The 14,205-nt window shown below is 68.3% G+C and carries 9 protein-coding genes and 1 pseudogene; 3 read left to right on the forward strand and 7 right to left on the reverse strand.

Features of this window, described 5'->3' with window-relative positions:
* The 5 genes from E0F75_RS06350 to E0F75_RS40370 are packed head-to-tail and all read right to left on the reverse strand — an operon-like array spanning window position 1 to window position 3,521.
* Window positions 1–339 (reverse strand): RNase A-like domain-containing protein, encoded by a 339-nt coding sequence (locus E0F75_RS06350; RefSeq protein WP_187621471.1) that lies wholly within the window; start codon window positions 337–339, stop codon window positions 1–3.
* 13 nt (window positions 340–352) lie between these two features.
* Window positions 353–655: a WXG100 family type VII secretion target gene (locus tag E0F75_RS06355; RefSeq protein ID WP_187621472.1), complete on the reverse strand. Its 303-nt coding sequence runs from the start codon at window positions 653–655 to the stop codon at window positions 353–355.
* A gap of 46 nt (window positions 656–701) precedes the next feature.
* On the reverse strand, window positions 702–1,097 hold the full coding sequence (locus E0F75_RS06360) for a WXG100 family type VII secretion target (RefSeq protein WP_187621473.1): 396 nt from the start codon (window positions 1,095–1,097) through the stop codon (window positions 702–704).
* Between the two features lie 35 nt (window positions 1,098–1,132).
* Window positions 1,133–1,792, reverse strand: a complete 660-nt coding sequence (locus tag E0F75_RS06365) for a hypothetical protein (protein WP_187621474.1) — start codon at window positions 1,790–1,792, stop codon at window positions 1,133–1,135.
* A gap of 10 nt (window positions 1,793–1,802) precedes the next feature.
* The gene (locus tag E0F75_RS40370; RefSeq protein ID WP_187621475.1) at window positions 1,803–3,521 is read right to left on the reverse strand and encodes an RNase A-like domain-containing protein; all 1,719 of its coding nucleotides are present in this window, start codon (window positions 3,519–3,521) and stop codon (window positions 1,803–1,805) included.
* 860 nt (window positions 3,522–4,381) lie between these two features.
* On the opposite strand from E0F75_RS40370, the gene E0F75_RS06375 reads away from it, so the two are divergent.
* The 3 genes from E0F75_RS06375 to E0F75_RS06385 all read left to right on the forward strand — a co-directional run bounded on the left by E0F75_RS06375 (window position 4,382) and on the right by E0F75_RS06385 (window position 12,239).
* Complete coding sequence (locus tag E0F75_RS06375) at window positions 4,382–9,049, forward strand: glycosyl hydrolase family 18 protein (RefSeq protein ID WP_229312532.1); 4,668 nt, start codon at window positions 4,382–4,384, stop codon at window positions 9,047–9,049.
* 124 nt (window positions 9,050–9,173) lie between these two features.
* Window positions 9,174–9,524: a hypothetical protein gene (locus E0F75_RS06380; protein WP_229312533.1), complete on the forward strand. Its 351-nt coding sequence runs from the start codon at window positions 9,174–9,176 to the stop codon at window positions 9,522–9,524.
* 138 nt (window positions 9,525–9,662) lie between these two features.
* Window positions 9,663–12,239, forward strand: a complete 2,577-nt coding sequence (locus E0F75_RS06385; protein WP_187621477.1) for a SpoIIE family protein phosphatase/ATP-binding protein — start codon at window positions 9,663–9,665, stop codon at window positions 12,237–12,239.
* Window positions 12,240–12,376: 137 nt separating this feature from the next.
* Here E0F75_RS06385 and E0F75_RS40690 read toward each other — a convergent pair.
* Together E0F75_RS40690 and E0F75_RS06390 are read right to left on the reverse strand one after the other, a co-directional pair.
* Window positions 12,377–12,592 (reverse strand): annotated as a pseudogene (locus tag E0F75_RS40690) (IS256 family transposase); the annotation flags it as partial.
* 746 nt (window positions 12,593–13,338) lie between these two features.
* Window positions 13,339–13,761, reverse strand: coding sequence for a hypothetical protein (locus E0F75_RS06390; protein ID WP_187621478.1), 423 nt, complete (start codon window positions 13,759–13,761; stop codon window positions 13,339–13,341).
* Between the last annotated feature and the right edge of the window lie 444 nt (window positions 13,762–14,205).

Below are 14,205 nucleotides of genomic sequence, written 5' to 3' on the forward strand. Positions count from 1 at the left end.
CTACAGGTCGACGGGCAGGGAGGAGTGCACGGTGAAGGGGTACCCTCCGGGCTCGCCGGATCCGGTCCGGCGGAGCACGACCCTGGCGGCGTGCACCGGGATCGGCTCCTGGCCGGCGAGCGCCATCCCGGTGGTGAGCAGCGTGCCCACCGGATCGGGCCGCGAGGGCCAGGCGGCCTCGATCACGAGCCGCTGCCGCGTGGACTGGGCGAGCCAGCGGTGGATGACCTGCTCGTTCAGCGTGATCACCTGCTGGGTGGCCCACTGGGCGGTCACCCGGTCCGGAAAGGTCGCGGCGCGGTCGGCGCGGGCCGGCGCGGGCCCCGAGGATTTCGTCATGTCGGGGGTCATGTCAGGCCCCGCCCCAGCCGCGCAGGGTGGCCCGCTGGGCGGCGGAGTAGTTGGCGTGCCCGGTGGTGACCACGGCGTGCAGCCACTTCTGCGCGGCCTGCAGATCCTCTATCTGCCGGTCCCAGCGGTCGAGTTCGTCCACGAAGGCCTCGCGGGCCTCGCCCTGCCAGGCCAGGACGACCGGCACCGTGCGGTCGTAGAGCGCGCTCAGTCGCTCGTTGAGCGTCTTCACGATGTCCTCGAGGTCGCCGCCTATCTCGCGCAGCGCGACCAGGTCGACGGTGATCGAGCCGTCGTCGCTCATGTTCCCCCTGCCTTACGAACGTTCAGATGTGCGATCAGATGTGCGATCAGATGTCGTTGATCCTGCTGGTCGGCGCCGCTCCGACACCCGGCGCCTCGCCGGACAGCTCCCGTACCTCCGCGTCGATGTCGACCTTCTTCACCTCGGCCCGGAACTGCCGCAGAGTGTCCAGCTCCTGGCGCGTGAACCCGTCCCGGCTCATCCGGACCGCCTGCGCCAGCACTCCCAGGATCTCCCGGACCCGAACGGCGTCCGCCCCGGCCTCGCGGTGCAGCTTCCGGTACGCCGTCGCCGCCTCGCTGCGCCACCGCGCCTCGGCCCGGTCGACGATCGCGTCCATCCGCCGCACCTGCCCGTCGATGTACGTCCGCATGGCGTCCAGATCGTCCGCGAGACGCTTCAGGTCCTCGTCCGCGACGGCGAGGTTCGGATCGATGGGCATGGCGGCGGCTCATTTCGGGGCGATGGAGTGGTGGGTCAGTGCTGCTCGGCGAAGTGGGCGTGGACGGCGTCGAGCAGCAGCCGCAGCCGCGCGGTCGTCACCGACGGCATGACGGGCGCGAAGGCCGCGTCGAGCTCGGCGGACGAGCGGAACATGTAGAGGACTCGTTGGAGCTGTCCGGCGAGATCGGCGATTCTGCCGTGACAGTCTGGGTGATCCATGGCGACCAGGTCGCGTGCCTCCGCCTCAGGGTCGCTGCCGTACTCACCGGTGGGCAGCTGTGACGCGAACTCGTTCACGACGTCGAACCGGGCGAGTGCCTCCCACTGCGAGAGCGGGAGTTCGTCAAAGCCCGGGCAGTCGCCGAACCAGGGGTCGCGGAGGAGTGCCGCCAGGGTACGCAGGAAGGCGTCGGCGTGTTCGTCGCCGGCCGCCCGGGCGAGCCGATCAAGGAACACTGTCGGCCTCGCCGCGAACCGCTCCGTGCCGTATTCGTCCGCCAGGGCCTCCAGGAGTGAGGCCACCGCGTCGAAGGGCATGACCCAGGCGATCGTGTGCGAGTCCTGCATCAGGCGGGCGAAACGTTGGAGTTCGTCCTCCAAGGGGGCGGCCCCCGGGTTCCGCGAGGCCGCGGCGAGGTCGACGAGGCGGGCGAGCACCCCGCTGGTGAGGACGGCGTCGGTCGGTTCGTTCACCTGACGCATGCTAAGGGGCCTTCGGATAGGCGGTGAGCACGTAGAAGGACTTCGACTCGGGCGAGTAGGCGAGGACCACGTGCACCGTGTGCACGTCCTTGGGCCGGGCCGAGAAGCCCGACGCGGCGAAGTCCGACTGACTCACGGAGCTCCCCACGGCCACCGGCTGCCCGTTCGCGTCCGTGACCGGAAAGTCCCAGGCCTTGACGGATCCCGGTCTGAACGTACCGTCGGCTACCTTCCGCTCCTGGTTGCGCATCCAGGTCTCCAACTCGGTCTTCTTCGCGGGGTCGTTCACCCCGGTCTGCACGTACTGCTGGGCGGACCGCAGATCGCGGAATGTCGACGCGTCGGCGCCGCCCTGGTCGCGCAGCCGGTGCATCAGCTGCTCCGGGGTGAGTCCGATGTGCTTGTCGATCGTGTGGGCTTCCTTGCCGGCCCTGAGCGCCTCGGGAGGCGGGGGCTGGAAATCGTTGCGCTCCCATTCCATGGACGCGAGGTCGATGCCGAACCTGTTGCTCGGGTCCCGCGACTGCTCGTTGAGCGGGACGATCGACCGGTCGAACTCGAAGAGCGACCGCGCCCCGAACGCCTCCGCCCTCGCCGACTCCGACTGGAAGGTCGGCACCGCGCGCGAGGCCTCCTGCAGCGGTTCGAGCAGGCCCTTCACCTTCTGCGTCTGGGCCCGCAGCGTCGTCTCGTAGGTGTCGACGGCCTTGTTGACGGCGTCCGTGTCGATGCTGAGGAGCACTGCGGCGCCGAGGCCCTTCCACAGCTTCTTGAGGCGCTCGAAGAAGTTCCCGATGAAGTCCTTGAGGTCGGTGGCCTCCAGGAGAGCCAAGGCGTCCTTGATCGCCTTGTACAGGATCTCGCGCAGTTCGGTGCGGACCTTCTCCGCGGCCTCCGCGTACGTGCGGATGGCCTGGGCCAGGATCTGGGCCGTGGTGCTGAGGACGCCGAAGACCGGGAGGCTCGTGCCCGCGCCGGTCGGCGGCTTGTGCCCCCACTCGTAGCCGGCCGTGTTCTTGCCCCAGGCCGTCGTGCCCCACACCGACGACACGAACTGCAGCATCGCCCCGTGCCAGTCCCCGTTGGCGTGGTCCGTGATGACATCGATGGTGGCGGTGAGCTGCCCCTGGATGATGCCGACGCCCGTCTGGTACGGCAGCCATGCCTGCGAGAGCTGGTTGACCCTGAGGTAGTTCGGGAGCGGCAGGATCTCCAGCGCCCGGCCGGTACCCAGAGCCTCCTCGATCACGGTGCGCATCAGGGAGCCGGGGATGTCGCCGCCGTCGAAGACGTCGGCGAATTCGTCGACGGCGTTGCCGTCGCGGACACCGAACGGCGGCGGAGCCGTGTATGCCGGCGGCGCGGAGATGACCTGCGGCGGCGGCTGCGGTGCGAAGGGCGGATTGAGCGGGTGGGTGGCCGCGTCCGCCTGCCGGAAGTTGTTGGCCGTGGTGGTGAAACCGACCGCCGCGCCGCCGATGGCGACCACGGCCTTTCCGTGTGCCTCCATGAGCAGGGCGACGACCGCGGCGTACTGGGTGGCGAACTCGGCCGTGACGGTGCCGGATCCGCCGACCTTGGAGTAGCCCGCGTGCACGTCGAGGAACTGCACGAGCGCCCTGTGGAACGACTGCTGCTCGACGGAGAGAGCCGCCGACACCTGGTACAGATGGAGCGGCTGAACGTCGAAGCCGCCGGGGCCCGTCCACGGGTTGGTCACGGCGGGCGGGGTCGACGGAGGCTGCTGGGGCGGCGGACCGGGAACCGGCGGGGTCGGCGACGCGTTCGGGCTCGGCGACGGCGTCGGCTGCGGACTGGGTGTGCCTGACGGCTGCCCCGGCGACGGCAGATGCGTCGTGCCGGGTGTCGGTGTCGTGGTGGGCTGCGGGCTCGGGCTGGGGCTGGGGCTCGGCGATGCCGTACCGGTCGGGCTCGGGCTCGGCGTACTCACCGGCGCTTCCTGCCCGTTCCGCACGTCGCGCTCGCCGCGCGGGAGTGCGCGTACGCACCCGTGCCCTGTTCCCGTCCCATGAGTCCCCCCGACCCCGTCAGACTGCTGCCGAAGCTAACAGGCCGACGCGTCAAATCCCATGATCGAAGGCAGGGTTGGCCGAAAGACTCCGCATGCGCGTCATCGGCCCCGCCGACCGCGCCGAGCTACCTCAGCCCCTCGGGGATCCTGCAGGTGAGCGGCGACCGGAGCGCCGGGGCACGCCGGGTGGACGGGGTACGGGAGTACGAGGACGGCGTGATGCGGGAGGTGCACGACCGGGCCACGCCGACCAGAGTGTGGCCCGGCCCGGCTCTGGGAGCCCCGCCTCCTGCGGCTCCGCCCACCGCAGCCGTGGAACCCGGCGCCCACCCGAGGCGACAGCCGTGCGCCCAGCCGTCCCCGGACTCCGCAGTCACGACGAGAACTCGCCACCAGGGCGTGGGCGAGCTGACGGATCCTCATGGCCGATGGAGGATTGCAGTCGAGAACCGTGTAGCTTCCAACGATTCCGTCGTTCCCGATCTGTTGAATGAGAAGGGGGACTTTTGTTCCGCCGATTAATCTCCGCAGTGGTGGTGATGGCCGGGTTGACGGCGTCGCTTGTCGTGCCGGCCGCCGCCACCGAGTTCCCTCCGGCCACCACGCCCCTGATCACCTGGAACATGCAGGGGGCCGACAACAAGGCGAAGAGCGGCAGCAAATGGACCACGGTCCAGCGGCTGGCGTTGCAGGTGCCGATCCTGATGCTTCAGGAGGTCGGCCCGCACCCGCCTGAAAACAGCGTCGCCCAGCCCGACCAGACCTTCACCACGACCGACAGCCAGAACGCCACGCATCAGTTCACCGTGCTGCACCGGACCTGGACCGTGGACAGCGGTTACCGCAGCACCATCCCGACCCGTGAGGTCTACTTCCTGCAGACCGCCGACGACGCGACCAACCCGCGCCGGATCGGCGGCCGGGTCAACAACGCGCTCGTCCTGACCGAGGCGCCCGACGAGTTGACCGTCGTCGGCAACCCGATCGACGCCGGCCGGAACGCGCTCGGTGCGCGGTTCGGCAACGAGTGGTACTTCACCGTGCACGGCCTGTCCGGCGGTGGCGGCGACTCCGGGACGCTGCTGGACGCCATCGACGACGAGATCGAGAGGCTGGGCAACCAGCGTGGCGTCACCTACAACGCGACGGTCGGTGGCGACTTCAACGTCGAACCGGAGGTCCTCGAGGAGCGGACGAGCTTCCCGCCGACCATGCGGATCCACGGCTCGGGGCAGGGGACCCACCAGGAAGGTGGTGAGCTGGACTACTTCGTCACCACCCACTTCGACCACGCGCTGACGGTCACGGTCCGGCCCGAGGGCAACTCCGACCACCGGCCGACCCAGTCCGGCCGGCTCACCGCGGGCGGCACCAGCCCGCCGCCCCTTCCCAGCCCGTCGCCCGGCGCGATCGAAGAGCTCCGGGTGATGCCGACCGGTGACGGGATCACGGCCGGTGTACACAGCACCGACGACGGTGGCTTCCGGGACTACCTGAAGGCCATCCTGGGCGGCCTGACGACCATTGCGGTGGTCGGTGGCACCGTGGCCGAGCTCGTCTTCAAGCGCACGGATTTCGTCGGTGAGCTGAAGAACGGCAAGCGGGGCGACCCCGACCACATGGGGTTCGACGGCAAGGGCATCGACGCCGTCAAGGCCGAGTCGATCCCCGCGCTGCGGACACTGCGGCCGAACATGATGACCCTGGTCGCGGGCACGGCCGACCTGGCCGGCGGTGCCGACGGTGCGGCGACGGCCGGGAAGATGCGGGACTTCCTGGACGAGATCTACCGGGCCTCGCCGACGACCACGGTCCTGCTCGGGACCCTGCCGCCGTCGACGAACCCGACCTACCAGGCCCGGATCGACGCCTACAACAGCGAGCTCCGCACGATCGCCTACGCCAAGATCAAGGGCGGTGCACGGCTGGTGCTGGTCGACCTGGGCGAGGTCACCCCGCAGGACATCACCAACGAGATCTATCCGACCGACGCCGGCCACCGGAAGATCGCGGACGCCTTCGCCGAAGGCGCTCGGATCGCGGTCCTGCAGCGCATGGTCAGCGGCCGCTCGTACGGCTGGGAGCCGCTCGGCAAGATCCGGGACGCCGCCCCGGCCGGCTCGAAGATCGCGTTCCCCGACCTGAACGGCGACGGCAGGTCCGACTACGCGGTGGTCGGTACGGACGGCAAGGTCACCGGCTGGCGCAACGACGACCCGCGCAAGGCCGCGGTCTCGCTGGGCGACATCAGCCCGGCCGACCGCGGGAACGACCCGGACCGCGTCTACTTCGCCGACCTCGACGGTGACGGCAAGGACGACTACATCCGGATCCTGATGCCGCCCGACTCGCCGACCGGCATCCCCGCGATGCGGATGTCGAGGAACACCAGCAGCGGCGGCAAGATCAGTTGGGACAGCCCGACGATCGTCGCGAACAACCTCGTCTACGAGCCGGACCTGTACTTCACCGACCTCGACGGTGACGGCCGCGACGACCTGATCACGCTGGACCGGATGAGCTTCCCGACCGCCTGGCAGAACAAGGGCAGGGGAATGCCGACTCCGGGCGGCTGGGAGAAGGTCGAGGGCTTCGGCACTCCGGGGGAGGCGCGTGGCGCACAGGTCGCCTTCGCCGACATCACCGGTGACGGCAAGGCCGACACGGTCCGGGTCGAGTACACCACCGGTGAGGTCCGGGCCTGGCAGAACACCGGCGCTCCGTGGAGCGTCACCAAGGGCTGGAAGTCGCTGGGCGTGATCCGCGCCGACGACCCGTTCCAGGGCACCGTCGGGACCTTCGCCGACCTGGACGGCGACGGGATCGAGGACTTCGCCATGATCCGCTCCGGTACGACGGCGAAGACCGCCGTCAGGGCGGCCGTGGCGAGTGGCGCCGGCGACATCGACGGCTGGCTGGTGCCGAGCTACGGCGACGGCAGCCGCAGCGACGGCGGTGCCGGTGATCTCGGTGTCAACGGTGGTGCCGGTGACCCGATGGAGTCGCACCCCGGTGGCGACGACGGCGGTTCGCGGCCGGGTGCGTCCGGCGACTGCCGGCCGGACGGTCTGGCGGCCACGCCGGGCGTGGCGACGCCGTACTGCAAGGTCTATCAGAGTGACGGCCGGGAATGGCTCGGCCAGGGCCGGGACCGCCGGGTCGTGGGCTACTTCAACGGTGGCCGCACGGGCGCCGACGGCACGCCGCACTACCTGGTGAAGAACATCCCGTGGTCGAAGGTGACCCACCTCAACTACGCGTTCGCGTCGGTGGAGAACAACCAGATCAAGGTCGACTCCAACGCCACCCAGAAGGAGTGGCCCGGCGAGGTCGGCGCCGAGATGGATCCCTCGCTGCCCTACAAGGGGCACTTCAACCTGCTGACGAAGTACAAACGCCTGCACCCGCGGGTGAAGACGCTGATCTCGGTCGGTGGCTGGGCCGGTTCCGGTGGCTTCTACGCGATGACCACCAACGCCGACGGCTCGGTCAACCAGGGCGGCATCGACACGTTCTCGCGCTCGGTCGTGGACTTCCTGCGGACCTACGGGTTCGACGGCGTCGACATCGACTTCGAGTACCCCACGGTCCTCGAGGACACCGGCAATCCGACCGACTGGGCGGTGTCGAACCCGCGTCGCAAGGGTCTGCCCACCACGTACGCCGCGTTGATGAAGACGCTGCGGGACTCGCTGAACCGGGCTTCGGTCGCGGACGACAGGTACTACCTGCTCACCTCGGCGTCGTCGGCCTCCGGCTACCTGGCCCGCGGGATGGCGAACCAGACCGCGCTGGACCACCAGGACTTCACCAACCTGATGGCCTACGACTACCACGGCACCTGGAACGACGTCGTGGGTCCGAACGCGGCGCTGTTCGACGACGGCAAGGACCCGGAACTGGCCGATCAGTACGCCACTCCGGAGTACGGGAAGATCGGGTACTTCAACACCGATTGGGCCATGAAGTACATGCGTGGCGCGATGCAGGCCGGGCGCGTCAACATCGGTGTGCCCTACTACACGCGCGGCTGGCAGAACGTCACCGGCGGTACGAACGGCCTATGGGGCACGTCGCGGAAGCCGAGCGGCTGCGAGCCGGGAACGGGCATCAAGCGACCGTGTGGTGACGGTGCCTTCGGCATCGACAACATCTGGCACGACGAGACCAACAACGGCAGCGAGCTCGGCTCCGGGACGAACCCGCTGTGGCACACCGAGAACCTGGAGAAGAACATCACGCCGGTCTACGCACGCAGCGTCGGGCTGAAGCCGGAGACCGACGTCACCGACCGGCGCACGGGCCGGTACACCCGGTACTGGGACGACACCACGAAGACGTCGTGGCTGTGGAACGCCGAGAAGAAGGTGTTCCTGTCGACCGAGGACGAGCAGGGCATCGACGCGGTCACCGATCTGGTCAAGTCGACCGGTGCGGGCGGCGTGATGATCTGGGAGCTCGGCGGCGACTACTCCTGCCCGGCGGACGTCCAGCCGGACACCCCGTGCGGGATGGGGTACACGCTGACCACCCGACTGAACGAGAAGCTGGGCAATATCGGCGCCTATGACAACAATCTGCGCACCGGCAGCAGCGGTGTCGCGCCGACGGTGACCGCCAACCTGATCGTCGAGATGGTCAACTACCCGACCGCCACGGCGAACCTGTGGCCATTGCAGCCGACCGTCCGGATCACCAACAACACCGGGCGCACGCTCGGCGGTGGCAAGGACACCAAGCTGTCGTTCGACATTCCGGCCTCGACGTCGCCGCTGGTCAAGGACGCCAACTGGCAGACCGGCGCCCAGGGTGGCCAGTGGAAGCTGGCGCCCGGGACGACGTTCCACCGGGTCAGCACGACACTGGACTACTGCCAGATCATCCCGGCCGGGAAATCGCTCGACTTGCCGATCATCTACTTCCTCCCGATCACCGGTCCGGTGAACACGAGCCTGTCGATCGGCGGTACGGCGTACGCGCCGGTGAACGACAACCTCAAGGGACTCGGTACGGCGATCCCGCCGGCCGGTGGCTGTAGTGCCGGGAACTGGGATGCGACCAAGATCTACTCCCCGGCCGGCCAGCCGATCGAGCAGACCACGGTCAAGTACAACGGCAAGGTCTGGAAGGCCAAGTGGGAGACGAAGGGCAGCGCCCCGGGCACCGGGGCCGACGCCGACCACGAGCCCTGGAAACTGATCGGCAACGCCGGCTGACCGTTCTCAGCCACCCGGCCTGACACTCCACGCCTTGATCAAGAAGGCGGAGAGTGCTTCTGACCTGCAAGGATGGAACTCCTATGGGGGTCCTGTTGGCTGCACGGACAGAAGCACTCTCCAGGTGAGCAAGCGCTTCGGCTTGTACCTGCGTGCTCCTGTCGAGGGCGGTGGCAGTGGCGTGGCCTCGCGGGCCGGAGGCGGCGACGACCACCTCCAGCCCGTCACCGTCGGCCTGATCGGCTGGAACGCCACTCACGGTGTCGCCGTACCGGCTCCGCGCGTGGTCATCGGTTCGCTCGTCTCGGTCGTCCCGCTGTTCATCGCCTTCCGGGCCCTGCAGCGCTTCTGGCGCGCGGGCATGACCGCACGCGTCCAGCTGTCGACGCCTCCCGACCGTGGCTCGCGAGCCGCGCCCACCCCCCTGAACTGCAGCGGTGGCAACCTTGTGTCGTGGCCCCGATGCTTACCGTGAACGCCGGGAGCCCTGGCCGCGGAGAGGTGTTACAACTGGGGTTGTGAGCCCGTCTCGTCTCTCGTGCCCGGCGTACCGGTGCGGTCGAACCTAGGCAGAAGACTCGGAAGCGTCGCCGGACAGGTATTCGTCCTTCAGGTGGCGATCGTGGTGCTGCTCGCCGCCGGGGCCCTGCTGGCCCTGGTGCTGCAGTCGCATTACGACATCGACCGTGAAGCGCGCAACCGGTCGGTCTCCGTGGCTCAGACCTTCGCGAACTCCCTGGGCCTGCAGGAAGCGCTGAGGTCGCCGGACCCGTCCGCGATCCTGCAGCCGCTCGCCGAGGAGACACGCAAGGACGCAGGCGTGGACTTCATCGTGGTGATGGACACGAACGGCATCCGCTACAGCCACCCCCAGCCCGACCGCATCGGCGAGCGGTTCGTCGGCACGATCGAGCCCTCAGTCGCCGGCCAGGTGCACACCGAGAGCGTGGAGGGACCCCTCGGCAAGGAGATCCAGGCGATCGTCCCGGTCACCTCGCCCGAGGGTGAGGTCGTCGGCCTGGTCTCGGCAGGTCTGACGGTGGAGAGCGTGACCGGCATCGCCGACCGTCAGCTTCCCGTCATCCTCCTGGCCATCGCCATCGGTCTGGCTCTGGCCACCGTCGGCACGGCGCTGATCAGCCGAAGACTGCGCCGCCAGACCCACGGGCTCGGCACGCAGGAGATGACCCGCATGTACGAGCACCACGACGCAGTGCTCCACTCCGTCCGCGAAGGAGTGCTGATCACGGACGGCGACGGACGGCTACTCCTGGCGAACGACGAGGCCGGACGGCTGCTCGGCCTGCCGGACGACGCCGAAGGACGCCCCGTCGACGAGGTCGGCATGGATCGCCGAATGGCGGAGCTGCTGCTGTCCGGCCGGGTGGCCACCGACGAGGTGCTGGAGGCCGGGGACCGGTTGCTCGTGGTCAATCAGCGGCCCACGCTCCCGCAGGGCTCGGCAGTCACCATCCGCGACTCCACCGAGATGCAGCTCCTGAGCAGCCGGGCGGAGACGGCCCGCAAGCGGCTCAAGCTGCTGTACGACGCGGGGGGTGACATCGGCACCACCCTCGACGTGGTCCGTACCGCGAAGGAACTGGCCGATGTCGCCGTTCCCCAGTTCGCCGACTTCGTCACGGTCGACCTGGCCGACCGGGTATTGAAGGGCGACGAGCCTGGCCCGGGCGCCGACATGCGGCGCACGGCGGTCAGCGGCATTCGCTCCGATCACCCGCTGTATCCGCTCGGCAGCCTGATCGAATTCCTGCCGTCCACGCCGCAGGCCCGCGGATACGGCACGGGCACAGCCGAAATCGTGCCCGATCTCCATGACGCGCCGGGCTGGCACGCCCAGGACGCGCCGCGGGCGTCGGCGATCGTCGGCTACGGGATCCACTCGCTCATCGCGGCTCCGCTGAAGGCCAGGGGCGTCGTGCTCGGGGTGGTCAACTTCTGGCGGTCTCAGAAGCCGGAACCGTTCGACGAGGACGACCTGTCCCTGGCCGAGGAGCTCGTCGGCCGCGCCGCGGTCACCATGGACAACGCCCGCCGCTACACCCGCGAACACCATCTCGCCGTGACGCTCCAGCGCAGCCTGCTGCCGCGGGATCTGCCCGAGCAGAGCGCGGTGGACGTCGCGCACTTCTACCAGCCCGCCCAGTCCGGAGTGGGCGGGGACTGGTTCGACGTGATCCCACTGCCGGGCAGCCGCGTCGGGCTCGTCGTCGGAGACGTCGTCGGGCACGGCCTGCACGCCGCGGCCACCATGGGGCGGCTTCGCACGGCCGTGCACAACTTCTCCTCCTTGGACCTGCCGCCCGACGAACTCCTCGCCCGTCTCGACAACCTCGTCCAGCGCATGGACCAGGAAGGCGACAGCACGCCCTCGGACGGCGGTGTCCTGGGCGCGACCTGCCTGTACGCCGTCTACGACCCGGTCTCGCAGAACTGCACCATGGCGCGGGCAGGGCACATGCCACCGCTCGTGGTCGCCCCGGACGGCACGACGACGATCTCGGAACTGCCGGCCGGTCCCCCGCTGGGGCTGGGAGGCATGCCGTTCGAGAGCATGGAACTGCACATGGCGGAAGGCAGTCAGCTCGTCCTGTACACCGACGGGCTGGTCGAGGAGCGAAGCCGGGACATTTCAGAGGGCTTGGAAAGGCTGCGCACGGCGCTGAGCCACCCCGACCGAGACCCGCAAGCCAGCCGCCGCGCCGTACTCGACGCCCTGCTCCCCGTCCGGCCGGCCGACGACATCGCGCTGCTCATCGCCCGGACACGGACCCTGGGCCCCAGCCAGGTCGCAGAGTGGGACGTACCGTTCGACCCGAGCGAGGTCGGCGCCGTGCGCGGCCTCGCGGCCGAGCAACTCGAGGAGTGGGGCCTGGAGGAACTCGCCTTCACCACAGAACTGATCCTCAGCGAGCTCATCACCAATGCCATAAGGTACGCCGCCGCGCCAGTTCGCGTTCGTCTGTTGCGCGATCGCACGCTGACCTGCGAGGTGTGGGACGGCAGCAGTACCGCCCCACATCTGCGGTACGCCGCCACCACGGACGAGGGAGGCCGCGGACTGTTCCTGGTGGCCCAGCTCAGCGAGCACTGGGGTACCCGGTACACACCGGACGGCAAGGTCATCTGGGCCGAACAGATCCTGCCCGCCGCCGGCAGTGCCCTCTCCTAGACCGCAGTTGTTCTGCTGGGGGGCGAGCGTCTGGGCGGCGGCCAGGGCGGCAAGGGACCGGACTGGCGGCGAGGAGGTGCTGGGGGCCACAGGCGGTGACGCGCCCGTCGGACAGGAAGACGATCGGGTCGGCGTGCTGCCCGAGCGCCGTGGCGGGAGTTGCCGTCGTTCTTCCCGACCGGGTTGGGCTTGTCATAGCCGAGGCGGTCGGTGATCTTCCCGTCCAGGGCGGGCAGCCGCTTCGTTGGCTGCTGCAACAGCCCACCCTCGCCGGTCAGCTGCAGACCCTCGGCCTGAGCCCGGGACAACAGCTCGTCAATCAGCCGGTCTTCCGCGTAGCGTGTCGTCCCCAACTGGTCCCCAGGATCACCGTCCTGGCGGCGAGGCACGCTCTGGCATCTCTGGTCACTGCAGGGTGGAGAGGGCGGATTGACCGGCGGATTGTCAGTGCCTGCGCATAGCCTGCCGACATGTCCTCGACTCGCGATGGGCTTCGCCACGTCATACTCGGTTCCCTCTTCACGCCTGAGGTTCCGCTGGGACCGACCCGGGACGTACTCATTGCCTGCCACGTCTCGGCGACAAGCAAGGGCAAGCTCCACGGAAGCCCCCGCGCCCCCACGTGCACAAGATCACCGCCGCAGGCGCCGCCCTCTCGGCACACCTCAGCGCGCTGCGCGCCCCTCGGTCCCTGCCGAGCGCGATTGTGGTCGCGCGCTGACGCGGTCAAGGCGAGTTGGCCCCCAACCGGTCCCCGAAGACGAGTCAGAGGCCGTTTCAGATTGCTCTGAAACGGCCTCTGACCTGCGACTCTTTCGAGTCGGGACGACAGGATTTGAACCTGCGACCCCTTGACCCCCAGAAGCTGACGCCTAGTCCTTCCCGTCCGTCCAGTCCACACAGTCCGGCAAACGTCCAGGTCAGAGCGCCTACGCGTCGGCGTAGGCGTTGGGATGCGTGACAAATCAGTGACACGGGTGGGGCAGTGCAGGGGTGCCCCTGTGAGGGCACCTGAGCCTCCAGGAAGCCGGCGCGGGGCGCCGCTCTGCTACTTGATCATTTGGCGCGTAGCGTCCGCTCAATGGAGCTACATGGCGCGTTAGCCCGATCCTGGTTCTTGTTGTCGCCACGGTTCACCAGACGCCGGCCAGGGTTCGCCCGAGAGATAGAGGGGCGGTTCTTGATCGTCATCCCAGAGCAGAGCCCAGATGGCCTTGCCCATCGTGGATCGCCGGACGCCCCAGAGGTCACTGATCTTCTCGACAAGGTTGACGTCGTTGTTTGAGTAGACCTCGGGTATCCACTCGATGAGGGGGTCCTCAACCTCAATCACGAGGTTGTGGCCAACCGTTCCGAGTCTGAGACGTATCTCGGCAGGGGACTGCTCACGGAGCGTGAGACCCAAGACTGCGCCACGGACCAGCTCTGTCACGATGAGCTGGGTGTCGGCGAGTAGGTGGGCGAGGCCCCACGCCGTGAGTGCGTCGGCAGTGAGCTTGTGCGCCTTCAGCTCCGCGACCATCGTCGGAGCAACGTAGGTCGCGCGTACGTAGCGGGGTTCAGAGTGTCTTGCCATGGCACGCGACTCTCAGGCGAGTGTGCCTTCAAGCATCATCCTGGTTTAAGGATGGTGTCAACGTGCTGAATGTGGCTGTTGGCTATCAGTAGGCCTTCGTGCGTTGCAAGGCTGGAGCTTGAAATGGGGATTAAATTGGGGGTAAATCTAGCTTCCTGCCATCAGGCCCCATTGTGGCGCTGCAAGTACTTCTTGTCTTCATTCTTTTGTCTTCGTGTTCTCGATTTGAGTATCTTCGCCGATCGCTACTTATATTCAGATACCGTCATTGGATTACTTGTTTCCACTCGGACTTCCTGCTCCTTGTTCAGCTCGTCTCGCGCTTCTTCATAGCGAGCCTCTCTGGCCGCCCTGCGACGCTGAAAGAAATTTTGACTCCCTTCTTCATTT

Source organism: Streptomyces sp. CB02980 (assembly GCF_014451325.2).
Lineage (GTDB): Bacteria > Actinomycetota > Actinomycetes > Streptomycetales > Streptomycetaceae > Streptomyces.